The organism is Dokdonella aquatica (genome assembly GCF_051987395.1).
GTDB lineage: Bacteria > Pseudomonadota > Gammaproteobacteria > Xanthomonadales > Rhodanobacteraceae > Dokdonella.
The window spans coordinates 1,235,687-1,257,483 of sequence record NZ_CP197094.1 but is presented as its reverse complement, the minus strand read 5'-3'; the positions used below and the strand labels follow the sequence as shown (position 1 = coordinate 1,257,483).

General features: G+C 69.5%; 22 protein-coding genes. 17 read left to right on the top strand and 5 right to left on the bottom strand.

Annotated features, from left to right (window positions below):
- Positions 1-40: 40 nt before the first annotated feature.
- The 4 genes from ACQQ2N_RS05610 to flgA all read right to left on the bottom strand — a co-directional run bounded on the left by ACQQ2N_RS05610 (position 41) and on the right by flgA (position 2,413).
- On the bottom strand, positions 41-751 hold the full coding sequence (locus tag ACQQ2N_RS05610; protein WP_440224702.1) for a flagellar brake protein: 711 nt from the start codon (positions 749-751) through the stop codon (positions 41-43).
- A gap of 13 nt (positions 752-764) precedes the next feature.
- Positions 765-1,241, bottom strand: a complete 477-nt coding sequence (locus ACQQ2N_RS05605; protein ID WP_440224701.1) for a flagella synthesis protein FlgN — start codon at positions 1,239-1,241, stop codon at positions 765-767.
- Between the two features lie 2 nt (positions 1,242-1,243).
- Positions 1,244-1,552 carry a flagellar biosynthesis anti-sigma factor FlgM gene (gene flgM / locus ACQQ2N_RS05600; RefSeq protein ID WP_440224700.1) on the bottom strand — a complete coding sequence of 103 codons (309 nt, stop codon included), beginning with the start codon at positions 1,550-1,552 and terminating at the stop codon, positions 1,244-1,246.
- Between the two features lie 102 nt (positions 1,553-1,654).
- Entirely contained in the window at positions 1,655-2,413 is a 759-nt protein-coding gene (gene flgA / locus ACQQ2N_RS05595) for a flagellar basal body P-ring formation chaperone FlgA (protein ID WP_440224699.1), read from the bottom strand.
- Positions 2,414-2,832: 419 nt separating this feature from the next.
- Here flgA and flgB point away from each other — a divergent pair, with 419 nt between their 5' ends.
- From flgB to ACQQ2N_RS05510, 17 genes are all read left to right on the top strand, one after another.
- Positions 2,833-3,225 carry a flagellar basal body rod protein FlgB gene (gene flgB / locus ACQQ2N_RS05590; protein ID WP_440224698.1) on the top strand — a complete coding sequence of 131 codons (393 nt, stop codon included), beginning with the start codon at positions 2,833-2,835 and terminating at the stop codon, positions 3,223-3,225.
- Positions 3,226-3,227: 2 nt separating this feature from the next.
- On the top strand, positions 3,228-3,641 hold the full coding sequence (flgC, locus tag ACQQ2N_RS05585) for a flagellar basal body rod protein FlgC (RefSeq protein ID WP_440224697.1): 414 nt from the start codon (positions 3,228-3,230) through the stop codon (positions 3,639-3,641).
- 11 nt (positions 3,642-3,652) lie between these two features.
- Positions 3,653-4,321, top strand: coding sequence for a flagellar hook assembly protein FlgD (locus ACQQ2N_RS05580; protein ID WP_440224696.1), 669 nt, complete (start codon positions 3,653-3,655; stop codon positions 4,319-4,321).
- A 25-nt stretch (positions 4,322-4,346) separates the two neighbouring features.
- Positions 4,347-5,564, top strand: coding sequence for a flagellar hook protein FlgE (flgE, locus tag ACQQ2N_RS05575; protein WP_440224695.1), 1,218 nt, complete (start codon positions 4,347-4,349; stop codon positions 5,562-5,564).
- Positions 5,565-5,576: 12 nt separating this feature from the next.
- Positions 5,577-6,317 (top strand): flagellar basal-body rod protein FlgF, encoded by a 741-nt coding sequence (gene flgF / locus ACQQ2N_RS05570; RefSeq protein WP_440224694.1) that lies wholly within the window; start codon positions 5,577-5,579, stop codon positions 6,315-6,317.
- A 30-nt stretch (positions 6,318-6,347) separates the two neighbouring features.
- Positions 6,348-7,133 carry a flagellar basal-body rod protein FlgG gene (gene flgG, locus ACQQ2N_RS05565; RefSeq protein ID WP_440224693.1) on the top strand — a complete coding sequence of 262 codons (786 nt, stop codon included), beginning with the start codon at positions 6,348-6,350 and terminating at the stop codon, positions 7,131-7,133.
- A gap of 11 nt (positions 7,134-7,144) precedes the next feature.
- The gene (gene flgH, locus ACQQ2N_RS05560; protein ID WP_440224692.1) at positions 7,145-7,828 is read left to right on the top strand and encodes a flagellar basal body L-ring protein FlgH; all 684 of its coding nucleotides are present in this window, start codon (positions 7,145-7,147) and stop codon (positions 7,826-7,828) included.
- On the top strand, positions 7,828-8,940 hold the full coding sequence (locus ACQQ2N_RS05555) for a flagellar basal body P-ring protein FlgI (RefSeq protein ID WP_440224691.1): 1,113 nt from the start codon (positions 7,828-7,830) through the stop codon (positions 8,938-8,940). Before flgH ends, ACQQ2N_RS05555 begins: the two co-directional genes overlap by 1 nt.
- A gap of 2 nt (positions 8,941-8,942) precedes the next feature.
- On the top strand, positions 8,943-10,088 hold the full coding sequence (flgJ, locus tag ACQQ2N_RS05550; RefSeq protein ID WP_440224690.1) for a flagellar assembly peptidoglycan hydrolase FlgJ: 1,146 nt from the start codon (positions 8,943-8,945) through the stop codon (positions 10,086-10,088).
- 27 nt (positions 10,089-10,115) lie between these two features.
- Positions 10,116-11,993: a flagellar hook-associated protein FlgK gene (gene flgK, locus ACQQ2N_RS05545; RefSeq protein WP_440224689.1), complete on the top strand. Its 1,878-nt coding sequence runs from the start codon at positions 10,116-10,118 to the stop codon at positions 11,991-11,993.
- A 2-nt stretch (positions 11,994-11,995) separates the two neighbouring features.
- Positions 11,996-13,195 carry a flagellar hook-associated protein FlgL gene (gene flgL / locus ACQQ2N_RS05540; protein ID WP_440224688.1) on the top strand — a complete coding sequence of 400 codons (1,200 nt, stop codon included), beginning with the start codon at positions 11,996-11,998 and terminating at the stop codon, positions 13,193-13,195.
- A gap of 260 nt (positions 13,196-13,455) precedes the next feature.
- Positions 13,456-14,286, top strand: a complete 831-nt coding sequence (locus ACQQ2N_RS05535; protein WP_440224687.1) for a flagellin domain-containing protein — start codon at positions 13,456-13,458, stop codon at positions 14,284-14,286.
- Between the two features lie 107 nt (positions 14,287-14,393).
- The gene (fliD, locus tag ACQQ2N_RS05530) at positions 14,394-15,743 is read left to right on the top strand and encodes a flagellar filament capping protein FliD (RefSeq protein ID WP_440224686.1); all 1,350 of its coding nucleotides are present in this window, start codon (positions 14,394-14,396) and stop codon (positions 15,741-15,743) included.
- Positions 15,744-15,766: 23 nt separating this feature from the next.
- Positions 15,767-16,174 carry a flagellar export chaperone FliS gene (gene fliS / locus ACQQ2N_RS05525; RefSeq protein ID WP_440224685.1) on the top strand — a complete coding sequence of 136 codons (408 nt, stop codon included), beginning with the start codon at positions 15,767-15,769 and terminating at the stop codon, positions 16,172-16,174.
- Complete coding sequence (locus tag ACQQ2N_RS05520) at positions 16,174-16,482, top strand: flagellar protein FliT (RefSeq protein WP_440224684.1); 309 nt, start codon at positions 16,174-16,176, stop codon at positions 16,480-16,482. The genes fliS and ACQQ2N_RS05520 overlap by 1 nt, the downstream gene beginning before the upstream one ends.
- A gap of 79 nt (positions 16,483-16,561) precedes the next feature.
- A complete protein-coding gene (locus ACQQ2N_RS05515) occupies positions 16,562-17,134 on the top strand; it encodes a PilZ domain-containing protein (RefSeq protein WP_440224683.1) in 573 nt (190 codons plus the stop codon).
- Between the two features lie 116 nt (positions 17,135-17,250).
- The gene (locus tag ACQQ2N_RS05510; protein ID WP_440224682.1) at positions 17,251-18,705 is read left to right on the top strand and encodes a sigma-54 interaction domain-containing protein; all 1,455 of its coding nucleotides are present in this window, start codon (positions 17,251-17,253) and stop codon (positions 18,703-18,705) included.
- 18 nt (positions 18,706-18,723) lie between these two features.
- On the opposite strand, the gene ACQQ2N_RS05505 is transcribed toward ACQQ2N_RS05510, so the two are convergent.
- Positions 18,724-21,789 (bottom strand): efflux RND transporter permease subunit, encoded by a 3,066-nt coding sequence (locus ACQQ2N_RS05505; RefSeq protein ID WP_440224681.1) that lies wholly within the window; start codon positions 21,787-21,789, stop codon positions 18,724-18,726.
- Positions 21,790-21,797: the final 8 nt, after the last annotated feature.

The following is a 21,797-nucleotide window of genomic DNA, read 5'->3' as shown; positions in this document are numbered from 1 at the left end:
CGCGACGGCGCGCCGGCGATCCGCCGGTGCCGCCAGCCCGTCAGGGATCGCGACCGAGCCAGATGCGCCGGTCGCGCAGCGCGGGACGCTGGACCTCGGCGGCGAAGCGGCCGAGGCGGCGCTGGTCGTTGCCGCTGATGCGCACGAACTCCGCGCCGGCACGATCCTCGCGCGGTCCGAACGCGTTCTTGCGCACGTAGCGCACCTTCACGCGCACGTCGGCTTCGCCGTCGGGCAGTTCGATGACGCCGTCGTGCTGGTCGAGCACCTGCACGGGATGCGGGTGCGGCAGCGCGAGGCCGATGCCGCCGAGCGACAGGTCGACGATGCGCGCGCGCAGTTCGGGGGTGTCGGGCTTCTCGGGTCTGACGACGAACTGCAGCGTCGTCGCGAGCGGGATGCGCACGCGGTAGGTATTGCGGTTCTCGCGATAGTCGATCTCCTCGGGCATGTCGAGGAGGTAGGCGGCGATGTCCGCATCGCGGTCGATCGCGGCGACCCGCGTGCGGAAGCGCACCTCGACGCCGCCCAGACGCGTCCCGACGCGCAGCAGCATGTTGGGCTTGATGCGCGAGTGGCCGCTGATCGGGTGCAGTTCGTCGGCGATCAGCGCGCCGAGGGTCGGCTCGATGCCGATGAGCAGGCTGTCATAGGGGCGATCGACGCCCGGCAGCGCGATCGACAACGGGACACGCTCGTCGATCACGCGCTGCAGCAGCGCCTGCACGACGGGCGGATCGGAATAGATCACGCGAAGGCGCGCCTCAGGCCTTGGCGATGGGGTTGGAGCGGCGCAGGCTCTCGCGCGCGCCCTGCGGGCCGTACAGGCCGGCACTCGGCGGTGCGCCGCTGAGGATCTGCAGCGCCTGGCGGACCTGGCGCAGGCGCAGTTCGACGGCCGCGCCGTTGGACTGGTTGAGCGTGCGGCAATAGCCGAGCAGCTCGACCGTTTCCTCCCACGCGGCGAGTGTGGCCGGATGCGCGGCGAGCGCGCGCGTCATCGCGAACGGTGCCGGCGGGTTGCCGCTCGGCACCTGGGAGACGAGGTGCGCGCGCTCGGCCTCGAGCGCCTCGAGGCGCTGCAGGAGACCGGTCTTCACGCCCGTGACGTAGAGCAGACGCTGGTCGTCGCCGAGCTGCAGCGCCTCGCGCTCCTCTTCGAGGGCGACGAGGAGCTTTCGCGTGGTCGCAGCGATCTCGCCGACGGTGGCCGCCAGCGCCTGTGCGAGTTCGGCTTCCACCTTCAAACGCCGGCCGGAAGCTCGAGCTCGAGCAGCCGCGCGGCGATGCGCTGGACGTCGATGCGGTACTTGCCCTCGGCGATGGCTTCGCGCAGGCGGGCGACACGACCGGCATCGACCGGGGCGGAGTCGATCTCCGCCTCGGCTTCGGCCTGGCGCATCGCCTGCGCCGACCCGGTCAGGCTGACCTGGTCGTCGAGCGACGCCGCGACCGAGGTTTCGGCCCTGCGCGTGTTCACCGCAACGCGCGGAGGAGCGGACAGCTCCTGCGTCGCCGTTACCGGTGGCAAGTTGTTGATTTTAGTATCCATGATGGGTGACTCCTGACGACACGGAACGGGCCGTCATCGACCAGATCGGCAGTCTCCGGGAAAACTTTAGGGTCCGAACGAAAAAATTTTGCGCGCAGGTGCTCATCGTGCCACCACCACGGCACCGTCCGCATCCACCGTACCGGTCAGGACGCGACCGGAGGACGGATTGCGTACGCGAACGGTCGCCCCGACCACGCCGTCCTCGAGGGCGACGCCGGTCGCGCGGATCGCGATGGCCCCGCCGCCCGCGACGATCGTGACGGGACGCCCGCGCTCGACGAGCAGGCGCGAGGCAAGCATGCCCGGATTCAGGGTCGCGCCGGCCGACACCGGCCGCGCGAGGCGTGCGCCGTCGATCGACGCTGCATCGGCGATGTAGCCGTACGGCAGCCGCATGACGTCGCGCGTCTCGGTGCGCAGGTCTGCCGCGACAAGCGACTCACCGCGCGCGAACGGCCGTGCGGCGACGAGCACGTCGCGACGCAGGCTCACGTCGAGGAGGATGTTGACGTTCCATGCCGCGCTGCCCGTGCAGCGCACGCGTACGGATGCGGTCGGTGCCTGGCGTTGCGGCATCGCGAGCTCGGTGGCCAGCGGTCCGTCGCAGGCCGTCAGGCGCAGGCGTGCGTCGGGCGCACGCGCGCGCACCTCGAGCTCGCCTTCCGCGCCGGCGTGATGCTCGCGTACGCGCTCGGTCGCCGCGGCCATGACGGCGGCGACGGGATCCTGCTGCGCGGACGCGGCCAGCGATGTCGCGAGTGCGAGGGCGAGCGTCAATTTGCCGACACGGCCGCCCGCGACGCCGTGGATGCGGCGTTCGATGCGTGGATCGGCGTGATGTCGGCTCGTGGCGCACATCGACGGGGGTTTCCGTTGGGGCTGCCAGGGTTATCGGCAGCGTTCGCGGAAACTGAAGAGCAAGGCTTGTGCCATCGCGTCGCGATCGGCGCGCACGCGGCACCGCGAGTCGCTGTGGCCTCGCGTAACGGTCGTCGGACAGCCGCAACCCGAGGAGCGTGCTGCGTGCCGGCATCGCGCCATCGCGCGTGCGGGGACACATGCAGCGGTTGCCCGGCATCGGTCGGCGGCGCCGATCCGGCCGGGCAGGAGTGCCGGCGAACCCGCCCACGAGCCGCGTCGGTTTTCCGTCACGCCCGCTCCGGGATCGCCGATCGATTTGTAAAGAGAATGCTCAATGCATTGATTCAAAAGAAATAAATGGCTCGTGGCATAGCTCTTGCTCAAATCGTCGCGTACCCCCGCGGAGAGCGTCGGCCATGAGCAACGCACCCAACGACATTTTCGGCATCCACACCCGTGCCCTGGCGGTCTGGCAGAAGCGCGCGCAGGTGCTCGCGACCAATCTCGCGAACGCCGACACGCCGCAGTTCCAGGCGCGCGACATCGATTTCCGCGCCGCGCTCGGCGCGGCGTCGAAGAACGCGTCGCTGGCGATGACGGCATCGACCGAAGGCCACGTCGACACCAGCGGCGGCGGCACCGGCGCGGTGCTCTACCGCGTACCGCTGCAGCCCTCGCTCGACGGCAACACGGTCGACGCGAACGTCGAGCAGACCGCCTTCGCCGAGAACTCGGTGCGCTACCAGGCCAGCCTGTCCTTCATCAGCGGACAGATCCGCACCCTGCGCACGGCCATCACGGGAACCTGACCATGTCCTTCTTCCGCGTCTTCGATACCGCCGCCAGCGGCATGAGTGCGCAGTCGCTGCGCCTCAACACGACCGCCTCCAACCTCGCCAACGCCGACAGCGTGGCGTCGTCGCCGGATGAGGTCTACCGCGCCAAGTCGCCCGTCTTCGAGGTCATGCGCGACGGCTTCGGCCGCACCGGTCCGGCCACGGGCGTGCGTGCGACGGGCGTCAGCGAGAGTCCGCTGCCCGGCGGCACGCGCTACGAGCCCGGCAACCCGCTCGCCAACGAGGAAGGCTACGTCTTCACGTCGAACGTCAACCCGGTCGACGAGCTCGTCAACATGATCTCGGCCTCGCGTGCCTACCAGAACGATGTCGAGGTCATGAACACCGCCAAGCAGCTCATGCTCAAGACGCTCGAGCTGGGTCGCTGAGGAGCGCCACGATGACCGACCTTTCCACCATCACCAACTCGATGAACGCGGCGTACGCGAATGCGCCCGTGTCGAGCGGCAGCGAAAACCTCACGCAGACCGATTTCCTGCGCCTCATGATCGCGCAGCTGCGCTCGCAGGATCCGTCGCAGCCGATGGATCCGACCAGCTTCTTCAATCAGATCTCGCAGTTCAGCATGGTCTCGGGCATGCAGGGCCTGCAGAACTCGTTCGCCCAGCTTGCCGGCGCGATCCAGTCCGACCAGTCGCTCGGCGCGGTCGGCCTGATCGGCCGCAGCGTGCTCGTGCCGTCGCAGAAGGGCGTGCTCGGCGCCGACGGCCTGGCCGGCGCAGTCGACGTGCCCAAGGATGCGACCTCGGTGAAGGTCCGCATCACCGACTCGAACGGCAAGCTCGTGCGCGAGATCGACCTCGGTGCGCCCGCTGCTGGCACCACGCGCTTCACCTGGGACGGCCTCGACGCCGACGGCAACGCGATGCCGCCCGGCGAGTACTCGATCGCCGCCACGGCCATCGTCGGCGGCACCGGCCAGGCTGCCACCACATTCGCTTCCGCCAGCGTGCTCGGGCTGATCCCGGCCACCGGTGGCGGTTCCCCGATGCTCGACCTCGGCCCGCTGGGCCGGGTGAGGCTGTCGCAGATCCACCAGATCGTCTGATCCACCTTACGCAGAGGACACGCACATGCCATTCAATGTGGGACTGAGCGGACTGAACGCGGCCTCGGCCGACCTCGAAGTCATCTCCAACAACATCGCCAACGTCAACACGACGGGTTTCAAGGGTTCGCGCGCCGAGTTCGCCGATCTGTTCTCGTTCAACCGCTACGGCACGCAGAACACCCAGATGGGCCAGGGTGTGCGCCTGAGCAACGTCGCCCAGCAGTTCGGCCAGGGCAACCTCGAGTACACCTCGAACGGCCTCGACATGGCCGTCGTCGGCGAGGGCTTCTTCACCGTGCGCACGGGCGCGGGCTACGCGTACACGCGTGCGGGCAACTTCCAGCCCGACAACGCCGGCAACATCGTGCTGCCGCAGGGCGGCTTCCTGCAGGTCTATCCGCCGAACGGCATGGGCGGCTTCGACCAGAGCACGCTGACCGACCTGCGCATCCAGACCGGTCAGGGCGCGCCGAGCGCGACCTCGACGGCGACGTTCCGCCTCAACCTGCCGGCCAATGCGACGCCGCCCGCGACGACGCCGTTCGATCCGACCGATCCGACCAGCTTCAACGAGTCGACCTCGTTCACGGCCTACGACTCGCTCGGCGCCACGCACGCGGCCAACGTCTACTACGTCAACACGGGCCCGGGTGCGTGGGAAGCGCACATGACCATCGACGGCAACCCGGCCGGTGGTCCGATCGCGGTCACGTTCGACGCCAACGGCGCGATCCTGACGCCCGCCGGCGGTTCGGTGACGTTCCCGCCCTACACGCTCGCCAACGGCGCGAACCCGCTCGCCCTCACCGTCGACATGGCCAATGTCACCCAGTACGGCGATGCCTACTCGATGGGCTCGATCGTGCAGAACGGCTACGGCGCCGGCAACGTCAGCACGATCGACATCGACAACGAAGGCGTCGTCTCGGTGCGCTACAGCAACGGCCAGACCGAGGCGCTCGGGCGCATCGCGCTCGCCGACTTCGCCAATGCGCAGGGCCTGCAGAAGATCGGCAACACGATGTGGGCCGAGACCAACGCGTCGGGCCAGGTCATCCGCGGCGTCGCTGGTACGGGTGATTTCGGTCAGCTGCAGTCGGGTGCGCTCGAGAGCTCGAACGTCGACCTGACCCAGGAGCTCGTGAAGATGATCAAGGCGCAGCGCAACTACCAGGCGAATGCGCAGGTCATCCAGACCGACAACACGCTGACCCAGACCATCATCAACCTGCGCGGTTGACGGAGCTGACCCATGGACCGCTCGCTCTATGTCGCGATGACCGGTGCCACGCAGACCATGCGTGCGCAGACCGAGGTCAGCCACAACCTGGCCAACGCCAGCACGGCCGGCTTCAAGGCCAGCATCGCGGCGTTCAAGAGCGTGCCGGTCCTCGGCGACGGCATGCCGACGCGCATCAATGCGGTCAGCCAGGGCCTCGGCTCGGACTTCACGCCGGGGCTCATGATGAGCACCGGCCGCGAGCTCGACGTGGCCGTGCAGGGCAACGGCTGGTTCGCCGTGCAGGCACCCGATGGTGGCGAGGCCTACACGCGCGCCGGTGACCTGCGCATCGAGGAATCGGGCCTTCTGACCACCTCGAACGGCCATCCCGTGCTCGGCGAGGCGGGTCCGATCACGGTGCCGCCGTACGCGAAGCTCGACATCGGCAGCGACGGCTCGGTGGTCGTCGTGCCACAGGGCCAGAGCGCGGCGACGGTCGCCGCGGTCGGCAAGCTCAAGCTCGTCAATCCCGACGTGTCGACGCTCGAGGCCGACGGCACCAACCTCATGCGCCTGCGCGACGGCGGTACGGCGGAGACCGATCCGGGCGTGCGCGTCGCCGGCGGCATGCTCGAGTCGAGCAACGTCAACCCGTCGGAAATGCTCGTGAAGATGATTTCGCTGTCGCGCCAGTTCGAGTTGCAGGTGCAGGGCATCCGCAACGCCGACCAGAACGCCCAAGCCGCCACGCGCCTGTTGCAGGCGACGTAACCCCACGCCGCGCACGCGCAGGAGAAACCCATGTTCTCGTCCCTCTGGATCGCCAAGACCGGCCTCGATGCGCAGCAGACGCGCATGGCCGTGACCTCGCACAACCTCGCCAACGTCAACACGACCGGCTTCAAGCGCGGCCGCGCGGCGTTCGAGGACCTCGTCTACCAGAACATGCGCCAGCCAGGCGCGCAGAGCTCGGAAGCCTCGCAGATCCCGACCGGCCTCATGCTCGGCACCGGCGTGCGCGTGGTCGGCACCGAGAAGCTGTTCACGCAGGGCGAGGTCGTGCAGACCGGCAACGCGTTCGACATCGCGATCCAGGGCCGCGGCTTCCTGCAGGTGACGATGCCCGACGGCACCATCGGCTACACGCGCGACGGCTCGTTCCATCTCAATTCCGACGGCCAGGTGGTCAGCAACAGCGGCTACCCGCTCGAGCCCGCGATCACCGTGCCGGCGAATGCGCAGAGCATCACGATCGGCAACGACGGCACCGTGAGCGTGCAGCTCGCCGGCCAGTCGGCCGCGGCGCAGATCGGCACGATCCAGGTCGCCGACTTCATCAATCCGGGCGGCCTCGAGGCGCGCGGCGAGAACCTGCTGTTCGAGACCGCCGCGAGCGGCGCGCCGCAGACCGGAACGCCGGGCCTCAACGGCGTCGGCACGCTGCTGCAGGGCACGCTCGAGAGCTCCAACGTCAACGTCGTCGAGGAGCTCGTCAACATGATCGAGACCCAGCGCGCCTACGAGATGAACTCCAAGGCGATCTCGGCCAGCGACCAGATGCTGCAGAACCTCACCAACAAGATCTGACGGACCGGCCCATGCACACCTTCCTCATCCGACTCGCCGCCGCTGCCGCGCTGCTCGCGCTGGGCGCCTGCGCGAGCGTGCCGCAGGCGCGCAACGACGCGGCCTGGGCACCGACGCTGCCGAACGAGGCCTACGCGGAAGTCGCGCCGGCGGACGGCGCCATCTACCACGTCAACCAGAACATGGAGCTGTTCCCGGATGCGCGCGCGCACCGCGCCGGCGACATCCTCACGATCGTGCTCGTCGAGAACACCCAGGCCAGCAAGAAGGCCAGCACCAAGACCAGCAAGAACAGCAACGCGACGATCGGTGCGCCGACCATCGCCGGCGTCGGTGCCACGCTCAACGGCAAGCCGTTCTCGTTCGGCTTCGGTGGCGAGCGCGCGTTCAACGGCGATGGCGAGAGCTCGCAGAGCAACAGCCTGTCGGGCGAGATCACGGTCACGGTCGCGCAGCGCCTCGGCAACGGCAACCTGCTCGTGCGCGGCGAGAAGTGGCTGACGATCAACCAGGGCCAGGAGCTCGTGCGCATTTCGGGCATCGTGCGTCCGCAGGACATCGCCACCGACAACACGATCTCGTCCACGCGCGTCGCCAACGCGAACATCTCCTACACGGGCCGCGGCTCGCTCGCCGATGCGAACGAGAAGGGCTGGCTCGCGCGCGTGTTCAACTCCAAGTGGATGCCGTACTGATGAACGCCTCGCGCCTGCTCGCCGGCCTCGCCGCCGTGCTCGTCCCGATGATCGCCGCGACGGCGCAGGCCGAGCGCGTGCGCGACATCACCCAGGTCGCCGGCGTGCGCACCAACCAGCTGGTCGGCTACGGCCTAGTCGTCGGCCTCGACGGCAGCGGCGACCAGACCAGCCAGGCGCCTTTCACGACCCAGAGCCTCGAGAACATGCTGCAGCAGTTCGGCATCACGGTGCCGCCGAACGTGCGCCCGCAGCTCAAGAACGTCGCCGCGGTGACGGTCAGCGCCGAGCTGCCGCCGTTCGTGAAGCCGGGCCAGACCATCGACATCACGGTCGCCTCGATCGGCAATGCCAAGAGCCTGCGCGGCGGTGCGCTGCTGATGACCCAGCTCAAGGGCGCCGACGGCCAGGTCTACGCGGTCGCGCAGGGCAACCTCGTGATCGGCGGCGTCAGCGCGAGCGGCAAGAGCGGCTCGAGCGTGCAGGTCAACATCTCCAACAGCGGCCGCATCCCGAACGGTGCGACCGTCGAGCGTGCGGTCGCGAGCGCCTTCGGCAACAGCGCCGGCCTCGTCCTCAACCTCAACACGCCGGACTTCACGACGTCCTCGCGCGTTGCCCGCGCGATCAACGCGACGTTCGGCGAAGGCACCGCACAGGCGGTCGATGCGGTCTCGGTCGCGCTGCGCGCGCCGGCCGACGTCAACCAGCGCGTGAGCTTCGTCGCCGCCGTGCAGGACGTGGAAGTCCAGCCCGGCGACGCGCCGGCACGTGTCATCGTCAACTCGCGCACCGGCACCGTCGTGATCGGCTCGGGCGTCAAGGTCAGCGCGGCTGCGGTCGCACACGGCTCGATCGAGGTCACGATCTCCGAGCAGCCCGTGATCAGCCAGCCCGAGCCGTTCAGCCAGGGCCGCACCACGACGGCGTCGCAGAGCGAGGTCAACGTCGCGCGCAATGGCGGCCACATGATGCGCTTCGGCCCGGGCGTGAACCTCGACGAGATCGTGCGCGCGGTCAATCAGGTCGGTGCCGCGCCGAGCGACCTCGTCGCGATCCTCGAAGCCCTCAAGCAGGCCGGCGCGCTGCGCGCCGAGCTCGTGGTCATCTGACCATGGCCGTCGACCCGAGCCAGGGGGGTGTGTACACGGACTTCGCCGGGCTGACCCGGCTGAAGGCGGCCGCGCGCACCGACGGCAAGGCCGCGACCGAGAAGGTCGCGCGCCAGTTCGAGACGATCTTCACGCAGATGATGCTCAAGTCGATGCGCTCGGCGAGCCTCGGCGAGGGCGCGTTCGACAGCAGCGCGACGCAGTCCTACCGCGACATGTACGACCAGCAGATGGCGGTCACGCTGGCCTCGCGCGGCAAGGGCCTCGGCATCGCCGACATGCTCGTGCGCCAGCTCGGCGGCGACAAGGCCGCGCCGGCCGCAAGCCCTCAGGCGTTCCCGATCCACGGCAACGGCGCTTCCGGGCACGCGCTCGGCGCGACGGTCTCGGCCGGCTTCCCGGTGCCCGCGCGCGCGGTCGGCATGACCGCGTTCGTGCCGACGCCGGCGACCTCGGGCGTGTCGCTCGCCAGCCAGGCGATCGACGCCGTGCAGCGCCGCATCGCGCCGATGCGCGAGGCGATCGGCGAGGCCGCGGACGCGGCCGCGTCGGGGGCGCGCAAGCTCGCCGACGACTGGCTGCCCAAGAGCCCGGGCGAATTCGTCGAATCGCTGCTGCCGCATGCCAAGGCCGCGGCCGAGAAGCTCGGCGTGTCGGTGCGCGCACTGCTCGCCCACGCCGCGCTCGAGACCGGCTGGGGCAAGCACATGCCCAAGCAGGCCGGTGCCAACAGCTTCAACCTGTTCGGCATCAAGGCCGGCTCGCGCTGGGACGGCGCCAAGGTCACGGCCTCGACGCTCGAGGTCGAGAACGGCGTCGCCGTGCGCCGTCGCGAGGCGTTCCGCGCCTACGACTCGCCCGCCGACTCCTTCATGGACTACGCGCGCCTGCTCGGCGAGAACCCGCGCTACGCCAAGGCGCTCGACCGCGGCGAGGACGTCGCCGGCTTCGCACGTGCGCTGCAGTCGGCCGGTTACGCGACCGACCCGCATTACGCCGCCAAGCTCAGCCGCATCGCCGATTCCGAGCCGATGCGCGCCGCGATGGCGGCCGTCGAGCGCCGCCCGGCCGTCGAGGCCGTGCCGGCCCCGATGACCTCGCTGCAGCTCGAGGCGCTCAAGATTTCCGACTTCCTGCCGAACGTATAACCGCGCCACCGCTCCGGAGACACCGCCATGCCCGACATCATGTCCACCGGTATCTCCGGCCTGCTCGCGTCCCAGCTCGCGCTGAACACGACGAGCCACAACATCAGCAACGTCAACACGGCCGGCTACACGCGCCAGATGACGATGTTCGGCGCGCGCCTGCCCGAGCGCTTCGGCAGCAGCTACATCGGCAGCGGCGTCGAGCTCATCGGCGTGCGTCGCCTGTACGACCAGTACCTGACCGGTCAGGTGCGCGACGCGACGTCCTCGCAGGGCCGGCTCGTCGAGCTGACCGGCATGGCGACGCGCATAGACAACCTGCTCGCCGACCCCAACGCGGGCCTGCAGCCGGCGCTCGACGCGTTCTTCGCCGGCCTCGGCGACCTCGCCAACCATCCCTCGGACACGGCGAGCCGCCAGGCCCTGCTCGGCCAGGCCAACGCGCTGACCACGCGCCTGCACACGCTGGCCGGCCGCCTCGACAGCATGGGCCGCGAGACCGAGCAGCGCATCCGCGACGAGGTCGGCCAGATCAACAGCCTCAGCGCCGGCATCGCGCAGATGAACGTGCGCATCCAGCAGGCCGAGGCGACCGGGACCTCGCCGAACGACCTCATGGACCAGCGCGATGAGCTGGTGCGCCAGCTGTCGAGCCACGTCGGCATCAACGTCGTGCAGCAGGACGGCAACCAGGTCAACGTGTTCACCGGCAACGGCCAGACCCTCGTGCTCGGCGGCAACGCGAGCGAGCTGCAGGCCGTGCCGAACGCCTACGATCCGACGCGCTTCGACATCGCCACGAGTGGTGGCGCGGTGGTGACGAGCCAGATCGGCGGCGGTGCGCTCGGCGGCCTGCTCGATTTCCGCCGAGACATGCTCGATCCGACGCGCAATGCGCTCGGACGCGCCGCGGTCGCGCTCGCGACCACGTTCAACGCCCAGCACCGCGAAGGCATGGACCTGACCGGCCAGCTCGGCGGCGACTTCTTCAACATGGCCACGCCGACGAGCCTCGCCCATCGCAACAATGCGGGCACGGCCTCGATCGCGGCGAGCTTCGGCAACGTCGCCAACCTGACCTCGTCCGACTACACGATGCGCTTCGACGGCACCACCTGGTCGGCGACGCGCAGCGACGGGAGCGCGGTCACGCTGACCGGCAGCGGCACGGCCGCGGATCCGTTCGTGGCCGACGGCCTCGAGTTCGTCGTGTCGGGTGCTGCCGCAGCCGGCGACAGTTTCCTGATCCGCCCGACCCAGAACGCCGCGGCTGGCCTGCAGGTCGCGATCACCGACCCGACGCGCATCGCCGCGGCATCGCCGCTACGTGGCACCGCCGCGGGCGCGAACACGGGTACGGGCGTGGTCGGTTCGTTCAACGTCACCGATGCGACCGATCCGAACCTGCTCTCGCCGGTCAACATCACGTTCACGGGCCCGAACACGTACCAGATCAACGGTGCCGGCAGCTACACGTTCACGCCGGGTTCGCCGATCGCGGTCAATGGTTGGGAGATGAACCTGACCGGCACGCCGCAGCCGGGCGACACGTTCGTCGTCGGTGCGAACACCTCGGGTGCAGGCGACAACACGAACGCGCTCGCGCTCGCGGGCATCGCCAACCTCGGCGTGCTCGACGGTGGCAACAGCACGATCGGCAACGCCTACGGCCAACTCGTCGCGCAGGTCGGCACGAGCACGCAGCAGGCCAAGAACGGCCTCACCGCCGCGACCGCGCTGCTCAACCAGTCGACGCAGGCCCAGCAGAACACCTCCGGCGTCAACCTCGACGAGGAAGCCGCCAACCTGATCCGCTACCAGCAGTCCTACCAGGCTGCCGCGCAGGTCATCAATGTCGCCAGCACGCTGTTCGATACGCTGCTGGTCGCCGTACGAGGACGCTGACCATGAGAATCGCCACCGCGTGGATCCACCAGCAGACGGTCAACGCCATGCTGAACCAGCAGGCGTCGCTCGCCCACGTCAACCTGCAGGTGACGACCGGCAAGCGCATCCTCACGCCGTCGGATGATCCCTCGGGCAGTGCGCGCGCGGTCGATCTCAACAGCTTCCTCAACGCGAATGCGCAGTTCAAGCGCAACATCGATTTCGCCAACAGCCGCCTCGGCATGGCCGAGAATGCGCTGACCTCGGTCGGCGACGTGCTCACGCGCGTGCGCGAACTCGCGCTGCAGGCCGCCAACGGCTCGCAGAGCGACGATTCACGCGGCGACATCGCCAAAGAGCTGCGCGAGCGCTACCAGCAGCTCGTGCAGCTCGCCAACAGCCGCGACGGCAACGGCGAATACCTGTTCGCGGGCAACGCGACGCGCACCCAGCCTTTCGCGATCGGCCCCGGTGGCGTCACCTACATGGGCGACCAGGGCGTGCGTGCGCTCGAGATCGCACCGGGCGAGACGGTCGGCACGAACTTCCCGGGCTCGTCGGTGTTCCAGCAGATCCCGGCGGGCAACGGCTATTTCGCGATGGCGCGCGATCCCGGCAACACGGGCAGTGTCGTCGCCGGTGCCACCCAGATGACCGACATCGGCGCGTGGGACCGCGGGCAGTACGCGATCACGTTCACGTCGCCGACCACGTACGAAGTGCGCGACGCGGGCAATGCGCTCGTCACGAGCGGCGCCTACGATCCGGCCGGCACCACGGTCGCGTTCAACGGCGCGCAGATCACGTTCTCGGGCGCCGCTGCCGCGGGCGACCGCTACGACGTGGTGCCGAGCGGCACGCAGGACGTGTTCGCGATGATCGACGCGCTCGCGACCGCGATGGAGACGCCGATCACGACCCCGCAGGCGCAGGCCGCGTTCCGCGACACGATCAACCGTGGCCTCGAGAACCTCGACCAGGCCGCGACGCGCATGATCGACACGCGCGCGTCGGCCGGCGGCCGCATGAACGCGCTCGACCAGCAGGAAGGCATCAACGAATCGCTGCAGGTGCAGGTCAAGGCGACGCTCTCGGGCATCGAGGACCTCGACTACGCGAGCGCCGTCGCCGAACTGAACATGCAGATGCTCGGCCTGCAGGCCGCGCAGCAGGCCTACGTGAAGGTGCAGGGCCTCTCGTTGTTCAACTACCTGCGCTGATCGCGCAGCTCTCCGGACACGCATCGTCACATCGTGACAAACCTGGGGTTTTCCCCAGGTTTTTCAGGCGTTTCCACGCCCTGGCGCGCGCCCTCGAATGCGCAGCGCGTCGCAAAAAAAATCGACACGAGGCCTAAAGTTTCTCCCCGCCGTGCCGATTCCTTCTCCTGAGGCGGCCAGCATCCCACGAGGAACGGTTCGCCGGTTTGAAACCCGAACCCGCCCTCTATGCGGCTCAACGTTCCACCAGGAGAACTGTCATGGCTCTGACCATCAACACCAACATCAACTCGCTCAACGCGCAGCGCAACCTCAACAGCTCGCAGAGCGCGATGTCCACTGCGATGGAGCGTCTCTCGTCCGGCCTGCGCATCAACAGCGCGAAGGACGACGCGGCCGGCCTCGCGATCGCCAACCGCTTCACCACGCAGGTCCGTGGCCTCAACCAGGCCGTCCGCAACGCCAACGACGGCATCTCGCTCGCACAGACGACCGAGTCGGCGCTCGCCGAGGTCACCAACAACCTGCAGCGCATCCGTGAGCTCGCCGTGCAGTCGTCGAACGCGACGAACTCGGACGACGACCGCATCGCGCTGAACGCCGAAGTGATCCAGCGCCTCGCCGAGATCGACCGCATCGCGACGCAGACCAGCTTCAACGGCGTGAACACGCTCGACGGCACGGCCGGCACCGGTGGCGTGCTGACGTTCCAGGTCGGCGCGAACTCGGGCCAGACGATCGACGTCGACCTCGGCGCCGGCGTCGAGACGGCCACCCTCGCCATCGACGCGATCGACGTGCTCGACTTCGCGAACTCGCAGGCCGCGATCGACGCGATCGACCTCGCCCTGACCACGGTGAGCGGCGTGCGCAGCGACCTCGGTGCGGTGCAGAATCGCTTCGAGTCGACGATCGCCAACCTGCAGACGATCTCGCAGAACCTCGACGCGTCGCGCAGCCGCATCGAAGACGCGGACTTCGCGTCGGAGACGGCCAAGATGACGCGGGCACAGATCCTGCAGCAGGCGGGCGTCTCGGTCCTCGCCCAGGCCAACTCGCTGCCGCAGACCGTGCTGAAGCTGCTGGGCTGATCCTTGCCCACGAGACGCCGGTCCGGGGATGATCCGGACCGGTGTCGCAAGACCCGCGCCGCCGCGAGGCGGCGCATCCCTGGACGACGACGCGGAGGACGATCACCATGGCCGGCATCACCAGCACGGGCATCGACGTCGCCACGATCGTTACCCAGCTCGTCGCGGCCGAGAAGGCCACGCCGCAGAAGGCGATCGACACGCAGCGCAGCGCCGTCACGACGCAGCTCTCGGCGATCGGTTCGCTCAAGTCTTCCCTGTCCGCGTTGCGCGATGCGCTCGCCGGACTCAAGAGCGGCGCCGCGTTCGGCGCGCGCACCGCGACTTCTTCGAACACGGCCGTCTTCACCGCCACGGCGGGAAGCGGTGCGGCCAGCGGCCGCTACGACATCGAAGTGGTCAACATCGCCCAGGCGCAGAAGTCGGCGTCGGCTGCCTATGCCTCGTCCAGTGCAGTCGTCGGCACGGGCACGCTCAGCGTGTCGGTCGGTGGCACGACGATGGACCTCACGATCGGCAGCAACAACAACACGCTCGCGGGCATCCGCGACGCGATCAACCGCGCGTCGGACAATCCTGGCGTCAACGCGACGATCGTCAACGGCAGCGACGGCGCACGCCTCGTGCTGACCTCGCGCGAGACCGGCGTCGAAAAGGCGTTCTCGCTCTCGGCGAGCGGCGGCGACGGCGGCCTCGACACCCTCGTGTCGGGCTTCTCGAGCCTGACGACGGCGAGCGACGCGCTCGTGCGCGTCGACGGCTTCGATGTCACGAGCGCCAGCAACGTCGTCACGACCGCGATCGACGGCGTCACGCTGAACCTCGCATCGTCGCGTCCCGGCGAGACGCTGGCACTCGACGTCGGCACCGACGGTGCCGCGATGAAGACCTCGCTCGAGGCCTTCGTCACCGCCTACAACAACTTCGTCACGCTCAACAAGCAGCTGACCAGCTTCGACGCGACGACCAACAGGAAGGGCGCGCTGATCGGCGATTCCACGTTGCGTTCGATCAGTTCGACGCTGTCGCGCATGGTCGGCGGCAACGAATACGGCAGCGGCGCGGAAGGCGCGCTCGCCTCGCTGAGCCAGGTGGGCCTGCAGCTGCAGGTCGACGGCAAGCTCAAGCTCGACGGCGCCGCGTTCGATCGCGCGCTGCAGGCCGGCCCCGAGCGCGTGTCCGCGCTGTTCACGGGTGCCAACGGCGTCGGCACGCTGCTCACCGGCAAGCTCGACGACTACCTGCGCAGCGACGGCGTGTTCGCGACGCGCACCGAGAACCTGACCCAGCGCAACCGCCAGCTCGACGCGAGCCAGGATCGCCTCGACGCGCGCATGCTCACCGTCGAAGCGCGCCTGCGCACCCAGTACACCGCATTGGATTCGCTGCTCGCGAGCTTCAACAGCACGAGCGCGTTCCTGACCCAGCAGCTCGAGTCGCTCAACAAGTCGAGCTGACGGGCACCCCGGAGGACATGAACATGGCTTACCCAGGCAACGGCGCCGCCGCCTACCGTCAGATGGCCGCCCGCGGCGGCATCGAGGACGCGAGCCCGCATCGCCTCATCGCGATGCTGCTCGAGGGCGCGATCGCCCGCCTCGCGCGAGCCCGCGGCCACATGGAACGCGGCGAGACCGCGCCGAAGGGCCAGGCCATCTCGCTCGTGATCGAGATCATCGGCGAACTCAACGGCAGCCTCGACCACGCGCGCGGCGCCGCGGTCTCGCGCAGCCTCGCCTCGCTGTACGACTACATGACGCGCCGCCTGCTCCACGCGAACCTCGCCAACGACCTCGTCGCGCTCGACGAAGTCACCACGCTGTTCCGCGAGATCCGCGAGGGCTGGAGCGCGATCGCCCCCGACGCGCCGGCGATCGGCCTGCGCTGATGTCCCCGGTCGCCGACAGTGCCGGGCTACTGCGTGAAGCGATCTCGCTCACCGAGAACATGATCGCCGCGGCTGGCGCCGATGACTGGGAAGCCGTCGCGGCACTCGAGGCCGATCGTGCGACCCTGCTCGCCGACAGCGCCGAGGTCTCGCGCGCGGTCGGCCACCTGCTCGAAGACCTGCTCGCACTGAATCGTGAACTCGAGACGCTTGCCGGCGACGCCCGCGCGGCGACCGCCGCGGCCCTCGAAACCCTGCATCGCGGCGGCCAGGCGGTCGGTGCCTACGGCAGCATCGGCAACGGCTGACCGGGCACGAAGGATGACCGCGGGCTGAATGTGACATTCCGTGGCACATTGTTCATCCGCGATCGTCGAGAGTTGACCGATGGAAAGTGATCCGCTTCACGCGTTCGAGGAACACCTCCGGTATCACTCGGTATTACCTTTCGAGGTGATACCGCGTGAAGGTCCCAACACGCCACTCGATCGCGAGCTCCGCCTCAAGCGTGCGCTCGGCGTGCTCGCCGCGCAGACCGCGTTCGACGACAAGCGTGGCGAGGCCAGCGACGACCTTCCGCTGGCGCCCGAACTCATGCGTCTCGACGCCAAGCTCAACCACCTCATCGACCTCGTCGGAACGCTGTTGACGCGCGCGGTCGGCACGCCGCCGGCGGTGCCCGTCGAGTTCAATGCGTGGGGTATCACCTGGCGTGGTGATACCGCGCCAAGTGCCCGTGGCGACGAGGTTTTCGTGCGCGTGCACCTCGAGGCGCACGCGGCTCTTCCGCTCGAGTTGCCGGCCCGCATGGCCGAGCCGAAACATGCGGCCGAAGGCACCTGGCAACGCGCGGTGTTCGTCGATCTCGGCGACACCCTGACCGAGGGTCTGGAGCGCTTCGTGTTCCGCATGCACCGTCGCGAACTCGCCGACGGCAAGGCGTCGCAGCGCACCGACTGACGGAATGCCGGCACGGGCATGCGTCGGGATTCCGACGTTTTGGCATCGGAATTGCTGTTGCTCGAGCATTGTCACGAAACGTGACGGCCCCGCAACGCAAGCCACGGATCCGACCCATGCGCCCCTCGATCGTCATCATCGAACCCGACACCGACCGTGCCGCCGCCGTCGAGAAGCTGCTCGCTTCGCTCGGCTACGACAGTTGCGTCGCCGGCCAGCTGCACCAGGCGCAGGCAGTCGCCAACGCACCGTCGTGCGCGGCGTGGATCGGCGCGATCGAGGCCGGCAAGGATCTGGACCGCCTGCTCGCCGCGATCGGTGCGCGTGCTTCGCAGTTGCCGCTGATCGTCACGGGCGATTCGCCGGCCGCGAGCCACCTCGAGGAGGCCAGCCGTCCCTGCCATCGCGTGGCGTTCCCGCCGCAGCGTCAGGAAGTCGACACGCTGTTGCAGCGCCTGACCGGCTTCGCTGCGCCGACCGGCGATCGCCGCCTCGTCGGCAGCTCCGAGCCGATGCAGCGCCTGCACGATCTCGTGCGCCAGGTCGCGCGCCACGACACCAGCGTGCTGATCCTCGGCGAGTCGGGCACCGGCAAGGAAATGGTCGCGCGCACGATCCATGACGCCTCGCCGCGCCGTGACCACCCGTTCGTCGCGATCAACTGCGGCGCGATCCCGCCGGACCTGCTCGAGAGCGAGCTGTTCGGCCACGAGAAGGGTGCGTTCACGGGCGCGATCAGCGCGCGCAAAGGTCGCTTCGAGCTGGCCGAGGGCGGCACGCTGTTCCTCGACGAGATCGGCGACATGAGCCTGACCATGCAGGTCAAGCTGCTGCGCGTGCTGCAGGAGCGCGTGTTCGAGCGCGTCGGCGGCAACCGTTCGATCCCGTGCAACGTGCGCATCGTCGCCGCGACGCACCGTGATCTCGAGAGCGCGATCACCACCGGCGGCACGTTCCGCGAAGACCTCTACTACCGTCTTGCCGTGTTCCCGATCGAGATGCCGAGCCTGCGCGAGCGCATCGGCGACCTCGGCGAGCTCGTCGGCGAGTTCACCCAGCGCCTGCAGCGCCGCGGCGTCGACACCGCCTCGATCGGCGACGAGGCCCTGCGCACGCTCGCGCGCCACAGCTGGCCCGGCAACGTGCGCGAGCTCGGCAACCTCGTCGAGCGCCTCGCCGTGATGTACCCGGGCCGCACCGTGCGCGGTGCCGACCTGCCCAAGCGCTACCGCGCGCTGCAGTCGTTCGACGACATGTACGGCATGCACCAGGCTGCCGCGCTCGAGGACACCGCACAGACCCAGCTCGAGTTCCCGGCCGCCGTGCCTGCCGCGATGCCGGCCGCCGCGCCGACCGTCGTCACTGGAGCGCCGGCGCTCTCGCACGAAGGCCTCGACCTCAAGGACTACCTCGCCGAGATCGAGGTCGCGCTGATCCGCCAGGCGATGGCGCTGTCGGACAACGTCGTCGCCCAGGCCGCCAAGGTGCTGCGCCTGCAGCGCACGACGCTCGTCGAGAAGCTGCGCAAGTACGGCCTGCAGAACGCGTTCGCGGGCACCACGGCGGAGTGACCGCCCGGCATCGCCGCATCACGCGGCGATGCGCAGCCAGCGTGCCGCCAGCGGCGGCACGAGCAGCAGGCTGACCAGCGTCGAGGTCGCGAGGCCGCCGAGCAGCACGATCGCCATCGGGCCTTCGATCTCGTGGCCGGCCTCGTTGGCCTGCAAGGCCACCGGCAACAGCGCGAACGCGGTCAGCAGTGCCGTCAGCAGCACCGGCGTGAGCCGTTCCCCCGCACCGCGCAGCGCGGTGTCGAGGTTCCATGTCGCACCCTCCTCGCGCACGAGATGGTCGTAGTGCGACACGAGCAGGATCGTGTTGCGCGCAGCCATGCCGAACAAGGCGACGAAACCGACCATCGAGCCGAGCGTGAGCGTGCCTCCGGTGAGCGCGAGTGCGGCGACGCCGCCGATCAGGGTACTCGGCAGGGCGGCGAGCGTGAGCGCGACATGCCGCGCGCTCGAGTAGGCCAGCGCGAGCAGCAGCACGACCACGACGAACGCGAAACCCGAGTAGACGAGCAGCTCGCGCGTGGCCTCGCGCTGGGCTTCGGCGCTGCCGCCGTAGCGAAGGTAGACGCCCGTGGGCAGCTCGACCTGCGCGGTGATCGCGTCGCGGGCCTGCCGCGCGAAGCCGACCTGGTCGGCGACGTCCGGATGCGCGAGCACGAGCTGGCGACGCAGGCCGTCCTCGTGCTCGAGCACGCTGCGCGCCTCGACCATGTCGATCGCGGCGAGCCGGCCCAGCGTGACGAGGCGTCCGTCGCGCGCGCGCAGCGGCAGGCTGTGCAGCGCATCGGGGCTCTCGTCGAGTCCGGCCACGCGCACGACCACCGGCAGGCTGCGGTCGCTCAGCGTCATCTCGGTCGCGAGTGTGCCGTGGAACGCCGCCTCGATCGTGCGCATGACCTCGTCGGCGGCGAGGCCGTGCAGGTGCAGGGCGGCATGATCGAGCACGACGCGCAGCTGCGGCTCGCGCGGCGGCACGACGAGGCGCACGCCGTCGGCGCCCGGCACCGACGACACGACCTCGACGATGCGCTGCGCGACGCGGTCGTTGGCATCGAGGTCGTTGCCGAACACGGCGACCGAGAACGGTGCGCCGTCGCCGGTGAGGGTTTCGCCGATGCGCTCGGCGAGCACCGAGTAGACCTCGGCCTGCTGGTTCGGATAGGCATCGAACACGGCGCGGATGTCGTCCTCGATCGCCTCGAGCGTCCTCGCGCGCGTCGGTGCGACGCGGATCTCGAACTCGCTCTCGTTCGGCGTGTCGGTGTCCTGGCCGTTCTCGGCGCGGCCGATCTGCTGGGCGACCGTCTCGACGCCGTCGATCGCGAGCAGGCGCGCCGAGACGTCGCGGCCGACGCGCGCGGTCTCGGTGATCGCGATGCCGGGACGCAGGCTGCTGTGGGCGATCAGGTAGGTCTCGCGGAAGTCGGGCAGCAGGCGTGCGCCGAACAGCGGCAGCAGCGCGATGCCGGCGACGCCGCTCGCGACGAACAGCACCACGAGCAGGCGCGGATGCCGTGCGAGCGACTCGATCGTGCGCCGCTGCAGATGCTTGCAGCGCGCGAGCAGGCGCGCCTCGGGCCGCGGCGCATGCTCGCGCATGAACAGCATGCACAAGGCCGGCGTCACCGCGAGCGCGACGAGCAGCGAGAGGCCGACGGCGAGCAGGAACGCGATCGACAGCGGTCCGAAGAACGCACCCTGCAGGCCGCCCATCGACAGGATCGGCACGAATGCCACGGCGACCGCCGCGGTCGCGAAGAACACCGGGCGGCGCACCTCGAGCGAGGCCGCGTTGAACAGCATGTCGACATCGACGCCGGGACCGGCATCGCGGCGCCGGCGCAGGATGTTCTCGACGTCGATGACGGCGTCGTCGACGACCACGCCGAGGGCGACGACGAGGCCGCCGAGCGTCATCGTGTTGAGGCTGAAGCCGAAGGCACCGAGCATCCACACGGCGGCGAGCAGGGCCAGCGGGATCGCGCTGAACGAGATCAGCGCACCACGCCAGTCGCGCAGCATGACCAGCAGCAGCGCGACCACGAGCAGGGCGCCGACGAGCAGCGACTGGCGCATCGTGCCCATCGCGTTCTCGACGAAGGTCGCCGGGCGCAGCAGCGCCGGGTGGTAGTCGACGCCTTGCGCGGCGAGGGCCGGTGCGAGCGCGTCGAGGCGTGCCTCGAGCGCGCGGGTCGCCTCGAGCGTGTTCGCGCCGTACTGCGACGAGGTCTCGACGAGGATGCCGGGCTTGCCGGCAATCGTCGCGTCGCCGAACAGCGGTTGCGCCGCGTCGACGACGTGCGCGATGTCGCCGAGGCGACGCGGCGTGTCCCCGGGAGCGGCGATCACGGCCGCGGCGAGTGCTTCGGCCGTTGCGCCGGCAGATTCGACCTGCACCGCGAAGCGCTGCACGCCGGTCTCGACGTAGCCGCCGCCCGATTGTGCGGTCGCGCGGCGCACGGCATCGACGACGTCGTCGATGCCGAAGCCCGCGCCGGCGAGCCGTAGCGGATCGACCTCGACGCGGCGCTCGCGGGCGCGCCCGCCGAACAGCTGCACGTGGGCGACGCCGGGCACGCCGAGGATCTGCGGCTTGATCGTCCACTCGACGAGGTCGCGCAGCGCGAGCGGATCGAGCGTGTCGCTCGTGTAGCCGAAGTGCAGCAGGTACTCCATCGACGAGCTCATCGGCGACAGCTGCGGCGCGCCGACGCCCTCGGGCAGCAGGCCGGAGGCCTCGGACAGCCGCTCGAGCACGGCCTGGCGCTGGCGATGCGGATCGCTGCCGTGGTGGAACACGACACGGATCGCGGCGAGGCCCTGGCTCGAGGCCGAGCGGATGCGCGCAACGCTGCCGGTGCCGGCGAGCAGCTGCTCGATCGGCCGCGTGACGCGCGCCTCGACCTGCGGTGCGGAGAGTCCCGGTGCCTCGACCTGCACGACGACGAACGGCGGCGCGAAGTCCGGGAACACGTCGAAGCGTGCGTTGGCGAGCGCGAACGCGCCGCCGAGCGTGACCAGCAGGGCGAGCGCCGCGACGATGCGCGGATGGGCCAGCGAGGCGCGGACGATGGCGGCGAGCATGGTGCGGC

Excerpts from the sequence above, each read along its gene's own strand:
- flgE (WP_440224695.1), top strand. The coding sequence starts at position 4,347 with ATGCCATTCAATGTGGGACTGAGCGGACTGAACGCGGCCTCGGCCGAC.
- flgG (WP_440224693.1), top strand. The coding sequence starts at position 6,348 with ATGTTCTCGTCCCTCTGGATCGCCAAGACCGGCCTCGATGCGCAGCAG.
- ACQQ2N_RS05580 (WP_440224696.1), top strand. The coding sequence starts at position 3,653 with ATGACCGACCTTTCCACCATCACCAACTCGATGAACGCGGCGTACGCG.
- flgJ (WP_440224690.1), top strand. The coding sequence starts at position 8,943 with ATGGCCGTCGACCCGAGCCAGGGGGGTGTGTACACGGACTTCGCCGGG.
- flgB (WP_440224698.1), top strand. The coding sequence starts at position 2,833 with ATGAGCAACGCACCCAACGACATTTTCGGCATCCACACCCGTGCCCTG.
- flgH (WP_440224692.1), top strand. The coding sequence starts at position 7,145 with ATGCACACCTTCCTCATCCGACTCGCCGCCGCTGCCGCGCTGCTCGCG.
- ACQQ2N_RS05535 (WP_440224687.1), top strand. The coding sequence starts at position 13,456 with ATGGCTCTGACCATCAACACCAACATCAACTCGCTCAACGCGCAGCGC.
- flgM (WP_440224700.1), bottom strand. The coding sequence starts at position 1,552 with ATGGATACTAAAATCAACAACTTGCCACCGGTAACGGCGACGCAGGAG.
- ACQQ2N_RS05520 (WP_440224684.1), top strand. The coding sequence starts at position 16,174 with ATGTCCCCGGTCGCCGACAGTGCCGGGCTACTGCGTGAAGCGATCTCG.
- flgK (WP_440224689.1), top strand. The coding sequence starts at position 10,116 with ATGCCCGACATCATGTCCACCGGTATCTCCGGCCTGCTCGCGTCCCAG.
- ACQQ2N_RS05515 (WP_440224683.1), top strand. The coding sequence starts at position 16,562 with ATGGAAAGTGATCCGCTTCACGCGTTCGAGGAACACCTCCGGTATCAC.
- ACQQ2N_RS05510 (WP_440224682.1), top strand. The coding sequence starts at position 17,251 with ATGCGCCCCTCGATCGTCATCATCGAACCCGACACCGACCGTGCCGCC.
- flgF (WP_440224694.1), top strand. The coding sequence starts at position 5,577 with ATGGACCGCTCGCTCTATGTCGCGATGACCGGTGCCACGCAGACCATG.
- flgC (WP_440224697.1), top strand. The coding sequence starts at position 3,228 with ATGTCCTTCTTCCGCGTCTTCGATACCGCCGCCAGCGGCATGAGTGCG.
- fliS (WP_440224685.1), top strand. The coding sequence starts at position 15,767 with ATGGCTTACCCAGGCAACGGCGCCGCCGCCTACCGTCAGATGGCCGCC.
- flgA (WP_440224699.1), bottom strand. The coding sequence starts at position 2,413 with ATGTGCGCCACGAGCCGACATCACGCCGATCCACGCATCGAACGCCGC.
- flgL (WP_440224688.1), top strand. The coding sequence starts at position 11,996 with ATGAGAATCGCCACCGCGTGGATCCACCAGCAGACGGTCAACGCCATG.
- ACQQ2N_RS05555 (WP_440224691.1), top strand. The coding sequence starts at position 7,828 with ATGAACGCCTCGCGCCTGCTCGCCGGCCTCGCCGCCGTGCTCGTCCCG.
- fliD (WP_440224686.1), top strand. The coding sequence starts at position 14,394 with ATGGCCGGCATCACCAGCACGGGCATCGACGTCGCCACGATCGTTACC.
- ACQQ2N_RS05505 (WP_440224681.1), bottom strand. The coding sequence starts at position 21,789 with ATGCTCGCCGCCATCGTCCGCGCCTCGCTGGCCCATCCGCGCATCGTC.